Origin of the sequence: Rhizomicrobium electricum (assembly GCF_011762045.1) — a bacterium.
Taxonomy (GTDB): domain Bacteria; phylum Pseudomonadota; class Alphaproteobacteria; order Micropepsales; family Micropepsaceae; genus Rhizomicrobium; species Rhizomicrobium electricum.
The window spans coordinates 341,762-357,348 of the sequence record NZ_JAASQS010000005.1 but is presented as its reverse complement, the minus strand read 5'-3'; the positions used below and the strand labels follow the sequence as shown (position 1 = coordinate 357,348).

The 15,587-nt window shown below is 62.3% G+C and carries 10 protein-coding genes; 9 read left to right on the top strand and 1 reads right to left on the bottom strand.

All coding sequences use genetic code 11. The features are described from left to right. The first annotated feature begins 169 nt into the window (after positions 1–169). The 9 genes from FHS84_RS12135 to FHS84_RS12095 all read left to right on the top strand — a co-directional run bounded on the left by FHS84_RS12135 (position 170) and on the right by FHS84_RS12095 (position 14,766). On the top strand, positions 170–1,381 hold the full coding sequence (locus FHS84_RS12135; protein WP_166934550.1) for an MFS transporter: 1,212 nt from the start codon (positions 170–172) through the stop codon (positions 1,379–1,381). Between the two features lie 2 nt (positions 1,382–1,383). Then, positions 1,384–3,822, top strand: coding sequence for a nitrite reductase large subunit NirB (gene nirB / locus FHS84_RS12130; protein WP_166934706.1), 2,439 nt, complete (start codon positions 1,384–1,386; stop codon positions 3,820–3,822). A 2-nt stretch (positions 3,823–3,824) separates the two neighbouring features. Further along, entirely contained in the window at positions 3,825–4,166 is a 342-nt protein-coding gene (locus FHS84_RS12125; RefSeq protein ID WP_166934548.1) for a nitrite reductase (NAD(P)H) small subunit, read from the top strand. A 38-nt stretch (positions 4,167–4,204) separates the two neighbouring features. Then, positions 4,205–6,808, top strand: a complete 2,604-nt coding sequence (locus FHS84_RS22245) for a molybdopterin-dependent oxidoreductase (protein WP_341801824.1) — start codon at positions 4,205–4,207, stop codon at positions 6,806–6,808. Beyond that, positions 6,805–7,611: a uroporphyrinogen-III synthase gene (locus FHS84_RS12115; RefSeq protein ID WP_166934544.1), complete on the top strand. Its 807-nt coding sequence runs from the start codon at positions 6,805–6,807 to the stop codon at positions 7,609–7,611. Before FHS84_RS22245 ends, FHS84_RS12115 begins: the two co-directional genes overlap by 4 nt. Positions 7,612–7,944: 333 nt before the next feature. Further along, complete coding sequence (locus tag FHS84_RS12110) at positions 7,945–8,601, top strand: hypothetical protein (protein ID WP_166934542.1); 657 nt, start codon at positions 7,945–7,947, stop codon at positions 8,599–8,601. 106 nt (positions 8,602–8,707) lie between these two features. Continuing rightward, positions 8,708–10,330 (top strand): alpha-L-fucosidase, encoded by a 1,623-nt coding sequence (locus FHS84_RS12105; RefSeq protein WP_166934540.1) that lies wholly within the window; start codon positions 8,708–8,710, stop codon positions 10,328–10,330. A 29-nt stretch (positions 10,331–10,359) separates the two neighbouring features. Further along, positions 10,360–12,513, top strand: a complete 2,154-nt coding sequence (locus FHS84_RS12100; protein ID WP_208393827.1) for a beta-galactosidase — start codon at positions 10,360–10,362, stop codon at positions 12,511–12,513. 42 nt (positions 12,514–12,555) lie between these two features. After that, positions 12,556–14,766, top strand: coding sequence for a sialidase family protein (locus FHS84_RS12095; protein WP_166934538.1), 2,211 nt, complete (start codon positions 12,556–12,558; stop codon positions 14,764–14,766). 3 nt (positions 14,767–14,769) lie between these two features. Here the strand turns inward: FHS84_RS12095 and FHS84_RS12090 are convergent, their stop codons facing one another. After that, positions 14,770–15,273, bottom strand: a complete 504-nt coding sequence (locus FHS84_RS12090; protein ID WP_166934536.1) for a hypothetical protein — start codon at positions 15,271–15,273, stop codon at positions 14,770–14,772. Positions 15,274–15,587: the final 314 nt, after the last annotated feature.

Here is a 15,587-nt window from a genome sequence, read left to right as displayed (position 1 = left end):
GCATGCCAATTGCCTAATAGGAATGGTCGGGTCGATCCTGATCGCTTTGGCATCAATGGCGGTGTCGCAGGCGTAGTGACAGGCAACGCCTGTTCCGGTCGTGCACGGCCAGCCAAAGGCGGCGGCCACTGCGTGGAGAGTCGGGTGCTTTGCGCCGCGACGCGTCTCGATGAAAACTGGCTTCCTCAAGGCTGGGCATTTGCCCACGCTGTTTGCGTCGTTTCTCTATTTCGACCTGAGTTTCATGGTTTGGGTCCTGCTTGGACCACTGGCCGTTTTGATTGCCAAGGACCTCGGCCTTAACGCGGCGCAAAAGGGTTTGATGGTTGCGACCCCCGTTTTGGCCGGTGCTTTTCTGCGCATCGCGGCGGGGATACTCGCTCAGTATATCGGGCCCAAGCGTGCCGGCATTCTGGCGCAGATGGTTGTGATCCTTGCGCTCGCCTCGGCTTGGCTGATTGGCCTGGAAAACTTTTCCCAAATGCTGCTGGTCGGGGTGGCGTTGGGTGTTGCGGGAGCGTCTTTTGCCATCGCCTTGCCGCTGGCATCGCAATGGTATCCGCCCGAGCATCAGGGAACCGCACTCGGCATTGCCGGGGCGGGGAATTCCGGAACCGTGCTGGCTGCCTTGTTCGCGCCGGGAATAGCTGCGGTGTTTGGCTGGCGCGATGTGCTGGGAATGGCTTTGCTTCCGCTGATCGCCGTATTGGCGGTCTTTGTCCTGATCGCGAAAGATAGTCCGCGCCGGCCCGAGCGCCTTCCCGCCGCTGCCTATTGGAAGGTTCTGCTGGTTCCGGAGGCCTGGAGTTTGATGCTGTTCTACAGCGTCTCTTTCGGCGGCTTTGTTGGATTGGCCTCGTCGCTGCCGATCTATTTCCACGATCAATATGGTCTCAGTCCTGTCGCGGCGGGGTATGTCACGGCGGCCTGTGTCTTCACCGGTTCGATGCTGCGCCCGATCGGTGGTGCCGTGGCCGACAGGATCGGCGGTCTCAAAACATTGGGCTGCGTCTACCTGGCGGCCTTCTCGGCGCTGATCGTCGTGGCCATCGGCTTGCCCTCGATGACGATGGCCCTCGGTGCCTTCATCGTCGCCATGGGCGCGCTCGGGATCGGCAACGGCGCCGTGTTTCAGCTCGTGCCGCAACGTTTCCGCAGCGAGGTCGCGATCATGACCGGTCTCGTCGGGATGACGGGCGGTATCGGCGGCTTCTATCTCGCCTCGAGCCTCGGATTTTCGAAGTACCTGACCGGCAGCTACGCCGCGGGCCTTTCGATATTTGCCGCCCTCACATTGATCGCTTTGATGGGCGTGCTCCTGGCGCTTCGCAGCAAGACGAAATGGGCCGGATCCGCCGTTGCAGCGGAGTCCGCCACATGACCATGGAACGAAACCCGCTCATGCGTCTTGTCGTCATCGGCAACGGCATGGCTGCGATGCGCACCGTCGAGGAATTGCTGCAGCGTGACGGTGGCGCGCTCTACAGCATCACGGTGTTCGGGGCCGAACCTCATCCGAACTACAACCGGATCATGCTGTCCTGCGTCTTGGCCGGCGACAAGTCGTTCGACGAAACCGTCATCAATACACGGGAATGGTATGCCCAGAACGGCATCACGCTCTTCAGCGGTGATCCGGTTGCCGCCGTCGATCGCGAGGCCAAGACGGTAACCTCGCAAAGCGGTCGTGTCGTGGCGTACGACAAGCTGTTGATCGCCACCGGGTCGCGCCCTCTGGCGCCCTCCATTCCCGGTCTCGGACTACCCGGTGTTTGCGCCTTTCGCGACATCAATGACGTCGAGACGATGCTGGAAGCGGCCCGGACCAAGTCCCGCGCGGTCGTGATCGGCGGCGGTCTCTTGGGCCTTGAAGCGGCCTGGGGGCTGAAACAACGCGGCATGTCGGTGGCGCTCGTACATCTGATGCCGACGCTGATGGAACGCCAACTCGATGTGCCGGCCGCGCAGATGCTCCAGAAGGCGCTCGACCGGCGCGGAATTTCCTTCTTTACCAGCGGGCAGACGGAAAGCATCACGGGCGATGGTCATGTCGAAGGCGTTCAGCTCGGCGACGGGCGGTATATCCCGGCGGACCTTGTGGTACTCGCGATCGGCATTCGCCCCAATATCGATCTTGCCAAGGCGGCAGGCTTGCAGATCGGGCGCGGCATTACCGTGTTCGACGATATGCGGACCAGCGATCCGGCGATTTTCGCGGTGGGGGAATGCGTCGAACATCGCGGGCAAGTGTTCGGTCTCGTAGCGCCGCTCTGGGATCAGGCCAAGGTTTGTGCGTCCCATTTGGCCGGTGAGGCGACTGCCGCCTTTGCCAGCAAGGCTTTGGCGACCAGCCTCAAGATCACGGGCATCGACGTATTCTCCGCGGGGGCGCTGACGGCAGCCGATCCCGACGACGACGAGATCACATTGCGCGACGATGCCCGCGGCATCTACAAGAAGGTGGTCCTGCGCGAAGGAAAACTGGTAGGCGCGGTGCTTTATGGCGACGTGACCGACGGGCAATGGTATTTGCAGTTGATGCGGGACAAACAGGATGTCTCGGTCTGGCGCGAACGCCTGGTGTTCGGCCGCGCGATTGCGGAAACGGGCAAGCCGGTTGGGCCGGACTTTGCCGCGATGCCGGACGACACCCAAATTTGCGGCTGCAACGGCGTGTCGAAGGGCACGATCTGCAAGGCCGTCCGCGAAAAGAACCTCACGACGCTCGCGGACGTTCGGGCCCATACCAAAGCCTCGGCGTCTTGCGGCCAATGCACCGGGCAGGTGGAGGCGCTGCTCGCATTCGTTACCGGAGGTGTGAAGACCGCCAAGAAGACGATCTGCGCCTGTACCGACCAGTCCCATGACGAGGTGCGCGCCGCAATCGTAGGGAAGAGGCTGAAGACAATGGCGGCGGTTCGCGCCGCGCTCGGCTGGAAAACGCCGGAAGGCTGCCAGAAGTGCCGTCCGGCGCTGAACTACTATTTGCTGTGCGCGTGGCCCGGCGAGTACGTCGACGATCTCCGCTCGCGCTTTGTCAATGAGCGTGTGCACGCCAATATCCAGAAGGACGGCACCTACAGCGTGATACCGCGGATGTGGGGCGGCGTAACGACGGCGGCGGAGCTTCGCGCCATCGCCGACGTTGCCGACAAGTACGCCGTTCCGACGGTGAAGGTCACCGGCGGTCAGCGCATCGATCTGCTTGGCATAAAAAAAGACGACTTGCCGTCGGTATGGCGCGATCTCAACCGCGCCGGAATGGTTTCCGGCCACGCTTATGCCAAGGGTTTGCGGACAGTGAAGACCTGCGTCGGCAGCGAATGGTGCCGGTTCGGAACGCAGGATTCGACGGGACTGGGGATCAAGCTCGAAAAGCTGTGTTGGGGAAGCTGGACGCCGCACAAGGTGAAGCTTGCGGTGTCGGGGTGTCCGCGCAACTGTGCCGAAGCGACGATCAAGGACGTCGGCATCGTCTGCGTCGAGGGCGGCTTCGACATCATGATCGGCGGCAACGGCGGCATCGAGGTCCGGGTCACCGACAAGCTTGCGCGGGTGGCGACCGAAGGCGAGGTGCTCGAGATCACCGCCGCATTCCTGCAGATGTATCGCGAAGAGGCGCATTACCTCGAACGGACCGCGCCGTGGGTGGCCCGCATCGGACTGGAAGCCATTCGCCGCCGGGTGATCGATGACCGCACCGAGCGACAAGCTCTCTTCGACAGGTTCTTGTATTCGCAGAAGTTCGCGCAGACCGACCCATGGGCCGAACGCGTTGCAGGCAGCGAAGCGCATGAGTTTGCGCCGCTCGAGGAGGTCTGAGCGTGTCTACGGCAAATTGGAATAAAGTCGGCCGTTTGGAGAGCATTCCGGTGCGCGGGGCCCGGCGGCTCTGTAGTTTGTATTTTGGCCGGCCGGTAGCGGTGTTCCGCACGGGCGACGACCAAATTTTTGCTTTGGTCGATGAGTGCCCGCACAAGAAAGGTCCTCTTTCCGAAGGCATCATTGCGGGCGATACGGTCGCCTGTCCCTTGCATGGAATGGTGATCGGGCTCCAGGACGGCGTCGCTGTTGCTCCGGACGAAGGCGCGGTGAAGACCGTGCCTGTCAGCGTCATCGAGGGGGAGGTTTATCTGCATCTGCCCGAACCGGGAGCGCCTGGGTGACGCGAACCACTTGTCCTTACTGCGGGGTCGGCTGTGGCGTGCGCGTCGCATCGGGATCGATCGTCGGCGACCCGGACCATCCGGCGAATTATGGCAGGCTGTGCGTCAAGGGTGCCGCGCTCAAGGATGCGGTCGATCTACCGGAGCGATTGCTTCAGCCGACACTGCACGGTATCGCGACCAGTTGGGATACTGCTCTTGATCATATCGCCGGCGAGCTGCTGCAGATCCGTGACCGCTATGGTCCGGATGCGATCGCGTTCTATGTCTCCGGCCAGTTGCTGACCGAGGATTATTACGTCGCCAACAAGCTTATGAAAGGCTTCATCGGCAGCGCCAATATCGACACCAATTCCCGGCTATGCATGTCGTCGTCGGTTGCCGGACATATCCGCGCCTTCGGCGAAGACGTCGTGCCGGGGTGTTATGACGACATCGAAGAGGCCGATCTCGTGGTGGCGGCGGGCAGCAATATGGCGTGGTGTCATCCGGTACTGTACCAGCGGCTGGTTGCGGCACGCGAGCGGCGCGGCACCAAGCTCGTGACAATCGATCCGCGGCGCACGGCGACGGCAGAAACGGCCGATCTTCACCTCGCACTCAAGCCGGGATCGGATGTGGCGCTTTGGCAAGGTCTCTTGGCTTATCTCGCCGATGCCGGAAAGCTCGATCTCGACTGGATCGCGCAGCATGTGGAGGGAGCGAAGGCGGCAATCGCCGCGGCCAGGCGGGCGGTTCCTTCGGCCGAAGCTGCAGCGGTAGTAACCGGATTGGACATCGCCGCCGTCCGCGAATTCTATCATTTGTTCGCCGCGACCGAACGGACGGTGACGCTCTATTCGCAAGGGGTCAATCAGTCGTCGGTTGGAACGGACAAGGTCAATGCCATCATCAATTGCCATCTGGCCACGGCGCGCATCGGAAGGCCCGGCATGGGGCCGTTCTCGCTGACGGGGCAGCCGAACGCCATGGGCGGGCGTGAAGTCGGCGGATTGGCAACGACGCTGGCGGCCCACATGAATTTCACCGCGGCCGATGTCGATCGCGTGCGGCGATTTTGGAATGCGCCGAGGATGGCGACCAAGCCGGGGTTCAAAGCCGTCGAAATGTTCGAGGCGGTGCGCGAGGGAAAGATCAAGGCGATCTGGATCGCGGCGACCAATCCTGCCGCTTCGATGCCGAGGGCAAGTCTGGTGCGCGAGGCCCTTGCTGCCTGTCCTTTGGTGATCGTTTCCGACGCTTGGGCGACCGATACCACAGCCCTGGCCGATGTGGTCCTGCCGGCGGCGGCGTGGTCGGAGAAAGACGGTACGGTCACCAATTCCGAGCGCCGCATCTCGCGTCAGCGTCGTTTTCGCGAGTCTCCGGGCGAGGCGAAGGCCGATTGGTGGATGTTTGCGGAACTGGGACGCCGCATGGGATGGGCGGAAGCCTTCGCGTATCGCACCCCGGCCGACATTTTTCGCGAGCATGCCGCGCTGTCGGGGTTCGAGAACCGCGGCCGGAGGATTTTCGATTTGGGTGCGCTGTCGAAGCTCGACGATGCGGCCTATGAGGCGCTGTCGCCGGTGCAATGGCCGGTGGGACTGCACGGGCAGTCCCCTCCGCGTCTGTTCTTCCACGGCGGTTTTCCGACAGAGAGCGGCAAGGCGCGGATGGTGGCGCTGGCGTGCGCAGATGAAACCGAGGATGCGGACTTTCCTCTGGTGCTCAACACCGGACGGCTTCGCGACCAATGGCACACGATGACGAGGACCGGGCGCGTCGCGAGCCTCATGCGCCATACGCCGTCGCCTGTTTTGGCAGTCCATCCGGATTCTGCGGCAGAGCAGGAGATCGCCACCGGCAGTCTGGTTCGTGTCGAAACCAGGCACGGGGCGGCGGTGATGCGAGTCGCGCTCGACGAAACGCTGCGGCCGGGCGCGTTGTACGCTGCCATGCATTGGACCGACCAATACACGTCCAGCGGCCCGATCGGAAAATTGGTGCATGCGGCGCCCGATCCCTACTCGGGTCAGCCCGATCTGAAGGGTACGCCGGCGCGTCTTTCACCAATGCCGGAAACCTGGCGGGGGCAGTTGTTCCGTTGTTGCGAAGGCGTGCCGCCCTGGAACGGGAAAACGTGGTGGTCGAAGGCGCAGATGGAACACGGCTTTGCGTTTGATATCGCAGGCTGGTCTGCCCTGGCGGAAACCATTTCCTCGGAGCAGGCGCTGCGCGGGCTGCTCGGAATTTCAGATGGTGACGAGCTTGTGCAGTTATCCTTCCCGCGGGGCTCGGTGTACCGCTTTGCCGCTTTCGACGGCGATCGGCTGCTGGCATGCGCGTTCTTCGGACCTTCAGGCGCGGAATTGCCCGAAGCGGAGTTCGCGCGGGATATGCTCGGAAAGTCGCTCTCCGCGCTCGAACGCTTATCGTTGTTGTCCGGAACGTCCGGAGGCAGGCCGGCGCGGCGTTCCCGCACGATCTGTAGCTGTTTTGCGGTGTCGGAGGCGGACATCCGCTTGGCCATCGCCGAGCACGGTCACGTCACCGTCGGCGACATCGGCGGACATCTGCGTGCCGGCACCAATTGCGGTTCGTGCATACCGGAACTAAAGAAGCTGCTGGCGGATCGAAAGCTGGCGCAGGTTGACGGATGACAGCACTAAACGGCTTGCGGATTTTGGTTCCCGAAAGCCGGGAACTCGACTTGTTCGCGGCAATGCTGGAGGAGGCGGGCGCTGCAACGCTGCGCTGTCCGCTTGTCCGGATTCTTCCTTTGGCCGATACGGGCGAGGCGGATGCATTTATCGACCGCTCCATCGCCGGCGAGTTTCAGGACATCGTTCTTCTGACCGGCGAGGGATTGCGCCACTTGGTCAATTATGCCGGCTCCCGCAAGGAAGCCTTTGTGGCGGGCCTCGGCCGGATGCGGAAAATCGTACGCGGCCCAAAGCCTGCACGGGTCTTGCGCGAACTGGGGCTTGTGCCCGATATCTCTGCGCCTCAGCCGACGTCCGGCAGCGTGCTCGAAGCCCTCGTGACCGGTCCGTTGGGCGGTCGGACCATTGCGGTGCAGCTATATCCGGGCGACGGCGCCGCGCGGCTGGTGGAAGGGCTCGCCGAGCATGGCGCAGTGGTCACAACCATAACCCCTTACCGGTACGCGTCCGATGCCGACACGGCTCAGGTGCTGGCAGCAATAGAGGCCGTAATCGCGCGCCGGATCGGTCTTGTCGCTTTCACCGCATCGCCGCAAATCGACCGCATGATTGCGGTTGCCGCGCAACACGAGCGGAAGACGGCCTTGCTGGAGGCTTTGGCGGATACACCGGTCGCCGCGGTGGGGCCGGTTGTCGAAGCAAGTCTCGCCCGATATGGAATTTCGCCGAGCCTGTCTCCCAATGCGAGCTTCCACATGAAGCCCTTGGTCCGCGCCATTATCGGTTGGTGGCAGCGCTGATCGTATACGGCAGCCTGCCAACGGATATGGCGGGCGAGGATGCCGGTCCTGTAGATGCCGGGGCTGTCAACTCGCACGCGTAAAGGGGCGTCACCGCATTGGCTGCGGGGAGCCTCGGTCCGTTGTATGACAGCGCAATGGGGATGCTCATCGCGTCTACGCCGGGAAAACCGCAACCGGATTTGGCGCGTTCGCAACGCCACAATCCGGTTCGCAACAAATCTGCCGCCGTGGCCATAATTGCTCTAAACCGAAGCGGTTCCGGCTGCGAAATCCTCGCAAGAAGGATGATGCGCCGGGCGCTCGAGGGAAAAATTCACGGGGAGGTGGACCATGCAGACGCGGCGCGGATTTGTGGCGTCGGCCGCAGCGGTGGGGGCGATTGCGGCCTGCGGAGCCGCCGCACGGGCTGAAGAGGCGCCGTCGGCGCGGTTCGTCAAAGGAACGCCGTCAATTCTCGATTACGGCGGCGGCGTGAAAGTCCCCTGCACCAAGGAGGCGTTCTTCACGCTGTGGGAAGGCGAGACGTTCTGGCTGACGTTCGGCTTCGGCATCTCGTCCGCCCAGGAAACGGCGAACAAACTGGCTGCGAAACAAGCCACGGGCCTCATGAAGTTCATGCTGCTGACGTTGGCCTTTGCACCGGAGCGGCTCGTGAAGCGCGATGGCGGCGGCTGGTGCAAGAAGGATCCGGCGGCGCGCGATTTCGTGCTCGGCGAACTCGACTTGCCGGTGCAATCCTCCAAGTCCATGACCGATGTTTTTCTCGGCAGCGGCAATACCGTCATCAGTCCGTTCTGGAACTTCGGCGGCAACATTACCGGCACCAATCTCGCCGGACCGCGCAGCGATGCGCCCGTGGCGTCGTCTCCCGGCGCGCCAAGCGATCTGCGTCAGGCCAACCTGCACGCCTTCAGCACCTGTCTGGTGATGAAGAAGGATTTGAGCCTGGAGGCCGTCCGCCAGCGCGCCGTGATCATCCAGCTCTAGGGGCGGCGCGACAGGACGTCAATTCAATGCTACACGCGCCGCGATAGAATGCCGGTGCCTGGCCGCTCGCCGGCCCATGGCGCTGACAAGGGAGGATAGAACGATCATGCTGAGAAAACGCGATTTCTTGAAAGCGACGGCGACGCTGGCCATGGCGGCGGGGCTGCCGGGCGGGGCCGAGGCCAAAGCGAAAGCTGCCAAGCCTTTTGTCGGCAACTGGGATTCGCTGGTCGAGGGTTATCGCGCGCCGGAGTGGTACCGCGATGCGAAATTCGGCATCTGGGCCCATTGGGGTCCGCAATGCCAGCCGGAAGCCAACGACTGGTACGCCCGCAATATGTATCAGCAGGATCAGTGGCAATACGAACACCACTTGAAGACCTACGGCCACCCCGCCGATACCGGTTTCATGGACATCATCCATGCCTGGAAGGCGGATGCGTTCGATCCCGATGTCCTGCTCGATCTCTACAAGAAAGCGGGCGCCAAGTATTTCGTCGCGCTGGCCAACCATCACGACAATTTCGATACGTTTGCCTCCAAATTCCATGCCTGGAACGCGACCAGGGTCGGTCCCAAAAAGGACCTGATCGGGATGTGGGCCAAGGCGGCGCGGGCGCGCGGCCTCAAGTTCGGCGTCTCCAACCATTCGGCGCATGCTTGGCACTGGTTCCAGACGGCCTACGGCTACGACCCCGAAGGGCCGCGCCGCGGCGAGCGCTATGACGCTTGGAAACTCACCAAGGCGATGGGCAAAGGCAAATGGTGGGAGGGCCTCGACCCGCAGGAGCTTTATGCCGGGCGCGTGATGCCGCTGCCGGATGGCTTCACCGACAAGCTCGTCGCCAAGAAGTGGCATGAGGATCACGACGGCCAATGGGACGAGAACCCGCCGGCCGCCAATCCGGCCTTTGCCAAACAATGGTTCCTGCGTTGCCGCGACCTGATCGACAGCTATAGGCCCGACCTCGTCTATTTCGACAATACCGGTCTGCCGCTCGGCCAAGCCGGTCTCGATATCACGGCCTATTACTACAACGCTGCCATGCGCTGGCACGGCAAGCCGGATGTGGTGGTCAACGGCAAGAACCTGCCCGAAACCCATCGCCCCGGCATCGTCGAAGACGTCGAACGCGGCTTGCGCAGCGGCATCCAGGCCTATCCCTGGCAGACCGACACCTGCATCGGTTCGTGGCACTACGACCGCAACATCTACAACACCAACGGCTACAAGAGCGCGAGCTACGTCATCCAGATTCTGTGTGACATCGTTTCCAAGAACGGCAATCTCCTGCTCAGCGTGCCGGTGCGCGGCAACGGCACCATCGACGAAAAGGAAGTGGCGATCGTCGAAGGCATCGCCTCGTGGATGAGCCGGTTCTCCGACGCGATCTACGGCACCCGTCCGTGGAAGGTGTTCGGCGAAGGCCCGACGGAAGTCGCCGGCGGCATGTTCAGCGAAGGCAAGACCAAGCCGTTTACGGCGGAGGATATCCGCTTCACCACCAAAGCCGGTGCGCTTTATGCGATGACCTTGGCGCGTCCCGCATCCGGAACGGTGACGATCAAATCGCCGATCACCGGTAGCGTGCGGCGCGTGGAAGTGGTCGGCGCACCGCAGCCGCTGGAATTCAAACAGGACGGCACCGGCCTTCACATCACGGTACCGGAATCCGCCAATCACGAATTCGGCATCGCCCTGAAGATCATGGGCGAGGGGCTTGTCTAGTCCGCCGGCAACAGCTTGAGGAGAATAGCATGAACGGGCTTGTCGCGATGCGTCGCATGACATTGGCGGTTTTGTTGGCGTTCGCGGGCGCGACAGGCCCGGTCGGGGCCGGACAGACTGGCGCCGTACCGGCGTTCGACACCATTCTTTACGGTGCCGCCTATTATCACGAGTACATGCCGTACGACCGGCTGGACAAGGACATCGCCTTGATGAAGGCGGCCGGGATCAATGTCGTGCGCCTGGGCGAGTCCACCTGGAGCCTGTGGGAGCCGGAGGACGGCCGCTTCGAATACGCCTGGATGGACCGCGTCGTCGCGGCGATGGACAAGGCCGGCATCAAAGTCGTGATGGGCACGCCGACCTATTCCATCCCCGCCTGGATGGCGAAGAAGCATCCCGAAATCCTGGCCCGCCGCATGAACGGGACGTCGCTCGGGGCTCCGGCGGCCTACGGCATGCGCCAGAACATGGACACCGACGCCAAGGCCTACCGGTTTTATTCCGAGCGGCTGATCCGGAACATCGTTGCCCATTATAAAAACAGCTCTGCCGTGATCGGCTGGCAGGTCGATAACGAAACCAGCCCGTATGGCGCCGCCAACGACGACGTGTTCGAAGGCTTCCGCAATCACTTGCAGAAGAAGTTCGGCACGCCCGAGGCGCTGAGCAAGGCGTGGTTCCTGAATTACTGGGGCCAGAATATCCACACCTGGGAAGACTTGCCGCGACCCGATGGCGCCCAAAGCACGGGCTACAAGCTTGAATGGGCCCGCTGGAGCCAAGAGCGCGTCACCAATTTCCTGAGTTGGCAGGCCGATCTGGTCCGCCAGTGCGCATCGCCGCGCCAGTTCGTGACTCACGATTTTGCCGGCTCGCTGCATGCCGACGTGAACGAGACCGCCGTCGCTGCGGCGCTCGATATGCCGGCGGTCAATGTCTATCACTGGGCGCCGCAGGATCAGTACGACGGCTCCGAGCAGGCGTTGCAGGGCAATTTCACCCGCTCGCTCAAGGGCGGCAATTACCTCGTCACCGAGACCAACGCCCAGACCACCGACTGGTCGTCGTCGTTCCAGTATCCGCCTTATGACGGCCAGTTGCGCCAGGACGTCTACACCCAGATCTCGAACGGCGCGAACATGGTCGAGTATTGGCATTGGGCCTCGATCCACGCCAATCAGGAGACTTATTGGAAGGGCGTGCTGTCGCACGATCTCGAGCCCAACCGCATCTACGGCGAAGTCAGCCGCACGGCGCACGAACTGCAGAAGATCGGGCCCAAGCTGGTCAATCTCAAGATCCACAACGATGTCGCCATCCTGTGGAGCCGGGACTCGCTGAACGCCATTAACGACATGCCGTTCGCCAAAAGCGCGTTGTGGACCAACAACGCCGCGATCAAAGCCGATTACAACAGCCTGGTGCGCCAGATCCATCGCGCGCTTTACGACATGAATGTCGGTACCGATTTCGTGTTCCCGGAGACGGCGGATTTCTCCGGCTACAAGGTGCTGATCGTGCCGTCGCTCTATGTTGCCGACGATGCCTTGCTCGGCAAAATCGCGGATTTCATCAAGAAGGGCGGCCGCGTGCTGATGACCTTCAAGAGCGGCTTCACCAACGAGAACACCGCGGTGCGCTGGGAAATGGCGCCGGGGCCGCTCAAGGAAGCTCTGGGCTTTCACTATCAGGAATTTTCCAATCTGGCGCAGCCGCTGGCGTTGAAGGCCGATCCGTTCCACGCCGGGGCCGACAACAAGGTGCAGTACTGGGCCGAATTCCTGGAACTCGACAGCGCCAAGGCGCTCGCGAGCTACGATCATCCGTTCTTCGGCCGCTGGCCGGCGATCACTGAAAACAGCTTCGGCAAGGGCAAGGTCGTCTACGAAGGCACCTATCTCTCCGACAAGCTGCAGGCGAACGTGCTGCGCGGCGTACTTGCCGATGCCGGTCTGATGGGCGGCGATCAGAAGCTTCCGGCCAAGGTGCACGCCCAAAGCGGCATCAACGGCCAGAACCGGGCGCTGCATTACTATTTCAACTATTCCGGCACGCCCCAGAGCTTCGCCTATCCGCATCGGGCGGGTGCCGATCTCTTGAGCGGGCGCCCCATCGCCGCCGCGCAGACCATCACGCTGGCGCCGTGGGATCTGGTGATCGTCGAGGAAAACACGAACTGAATTGGCGATCGGCGAACCAGCGCCGGTCGAGGGGAGGGGATAATGAAGTTTGGGACGCTTGCGCTTGCCGCTGGTCTCTGTCTGGCCTCGGCGAGGGCCGACGTCTTGCCGCCGCAGCACTATGATTTTCAGATGGTGCCCTGGGGCGGCGGCGGTTATGTCGACGGCTTCGTGTATCACCCCAAAGCCAAGAACCTGCTCTATGCCCGCACCGATGTCGGCGGCGCCTATCGCTATGACTATGCCGCCAAGCGCTGGATCCCGCTGACCGACGGGTTCGGCCGCGCCGAGGGCGACATGAACGGCGTTCTCAGCATCGCCGTCGATCCCAACGATCCGCGCAAGCTCTATATGGCCTGCGGGCTTTATACCTCGTCGTGGGCCGGCACCGCGTTTGTGCTGCGCTCCGACGATCAGGGCACGACCTGGCAGAAGACCGCTCTCAGCATCAAGCTTGGTGGTAACGAGGACGGGCGCGGCACCGGCGAGCGGTTGCAGGTCGATCCCAATGCGGGCGAGATTCTGTTTCTCGGCACCAACCACGATGGTTTGTGGAAAAGCACCGATGGCGCCAAAAGCTTCGGCAAAGTGTCCGGCTTTCCGGGTGCCTCTGTAAGCTTGGTACTGTTCGCTCCGGCCTCCGGCGCGAAGGGCGCGCCGACGCAGACGATTTATGTCGGGTCGGATGCAGGACTTTACGTCAGCCAGGACGGCGGCATGAGTTTCCGTCTCGTCCCCGGTGCACCGGTGCAGGTGCCGCAGCACGCGGTGATCGGCGTCGACGGCTTTCTCTACGTCGCCTTCGCGCAGAACGACGGGAAAAATAAGGGCGTCGTCAATCCGAGCAATGCCGCGACGGGTGGGGTCTGGAAGATGGACCTCAAATCCGGACAATGGACCGATATCTCGCCGTTGCACCCCGGCGGCGCTTTGGGAAGTTTCGGCTATTCCGGCGTCGATATCGATCCGGCGCATCCCGGCACGGTTTTGGTATCGACGATCGATCATTGGTGGCCCGATACCGACGACATCTTCCTGTCGCGGGACGGCGGCGCGCACTGGCAGGGTCTGAAGTCGCAATCCAAGCACGACCGTTCGCGTTTTCCGTGGCTCGATACCGACCGCGGCGTGATCGATGACGGCAAGGACAAGATGGGCGGCTGGCCTTCCGACCTCAAGATCAATCCGTTCAATTCGAGCGAGATGATCTACGGCACCGGCGGCGGCGTTTGGATGACGAACAATCTGTCGGCGGCCGGTTCCGGCCAGCCGGTCGTGTTCGAGTTCGCGGACGACAATTTGGAAGAAACTGCGGTGATGCAGATGGTTTCGCCGCCATCCGGACCGAAGATCGTAGCTGTCTTGGGCGATGTCGCTGGCGGCATCTGGAACGATCTGACAAAGACGCCGCCGGCAGGGAAGGCATTCAAGGCGAACGAAACCGATCCTTCGGTCGATGTTGCCTGGCTCAAGCCCGCCGTGATGGCGCGCATATCCAACAACAAACCGTATGCCTATTACACCGAAGATGGCGGCGCGAACTGGTCGGCCTTCCCGTCGATTCCGCCTTACACGCCGCAGGATGCGAACGGAAATTGGCGCAGCCCCGGTGCGATCGCCGTTTCTGCCGGCGGGCGTTCCATCGTTTGGAATATTCCGTACGACCCGGCCTACGTTTCCTTCGACAAGGGCAAGACGTGGACCGCGTCGACGGGCTGGCCTCAGGACAGGGAAGGCAATCTGACGCCGCTGGCCGATCGCAGCGTCGACGGCGTGTTCTATGTGCACGATCGCGCCGGCGGACGGATCCTGATCAGCGTTGATGGCGGCAAAAGCTACCAGCCCATCATCACCGCCATTCCGCAGGTGGCGAGTTGGCAGAGAGCGGAACTCGCCGTGGTGCCCGGCCGTCTTCGCGATCTGTGGCTGGCAATGCCGAACGGTCTTTTCCATTCGGCGAGCAACGCCGATCCGCTCAGCAATGTCCGCGGCGTGCAGGAAGCCTGGCATGTGAGTTTCGGCAAAGCGGCGCCGGGTGCGGCTTATCCCGCGGTCTTCCTGGCCGGAAAAATCAAAGGACAAGCCGGCATCTGGCGCTCCGATAATGGCGGCGACAGCTGGGTTCTGATCAACGACGACGCGCACCGTTATGGCGACGGCAATGGTCTCGCGGGCGATCCCAACGAGTACGGCACCGTCTATATCATCCGTGCGGCGGGCGGAATCGTTGTCGGGCGGCCGGCCGCGAAATAGGCCTTACCAAATCGCGGCGATGGCGCTCATCGGCGGGATCATATGCGGGATGTCGGGAACCGGAGACAATGAAGCCGGTCTTGGCGTTCCCAGCATAACGACCCGCTGCGGGTGCGATCGGGGACGTTCGGAGACGGCGGCCGGCCGGCTCTCATCGCTCTTGTTGACGAGGGCGACGATCTTCGTCTTGCCGCTGCGGCCGATATAGCCGCTCAAACCGTGCGAAGGTGCAAGCGTCTTCACGGCGCTGCCGGCAAACAGATTGGCGAATGGCATGCCGTAACAAAGCGGCCGTTTGATCGCGGCCCCGGTGACGGTTTCGATGGGCGTGTAGATGCCGTCGCCGCCGCCGTGAAGATTGCCGACACGACCTCTTCGATCCGCCGTTTGGCATCGCCCCCAGTACCTCCTGCAACATTTTTGCAGAGACCCGGCGATTTGTGCGTATGACGATGCCGTTCTTTCGCAAGAAAGACGATCCTCACTGGGGCTCCCGGTGTTCGCCACTGGGAGCCCGTTTTGCGAGTAAGTGGCTGAAGCCCGATCCGATTGCGTATTCCACGAACAATCCCGTTCGTACCTACGACGTCGTCATGGTCGGACTCGAAAAAATCTCCTGCGGAATGCTTCTGTGAAGCGGCCGGATTTTACCGGTAACGCGCCGCTATTGCTGGCAGAAGAAGGCTTTATGGCACCTCTTTTCAGGTGCGGCACTCGCAGATCGCAATCTTTGGTAGTGGCGCGGCATGGATCGGCGCAAATCCCGCGCGTTGCCGATCCCCGATTTTTGCAGCGGATTTGACGCCTTCGGCAACGCCAAT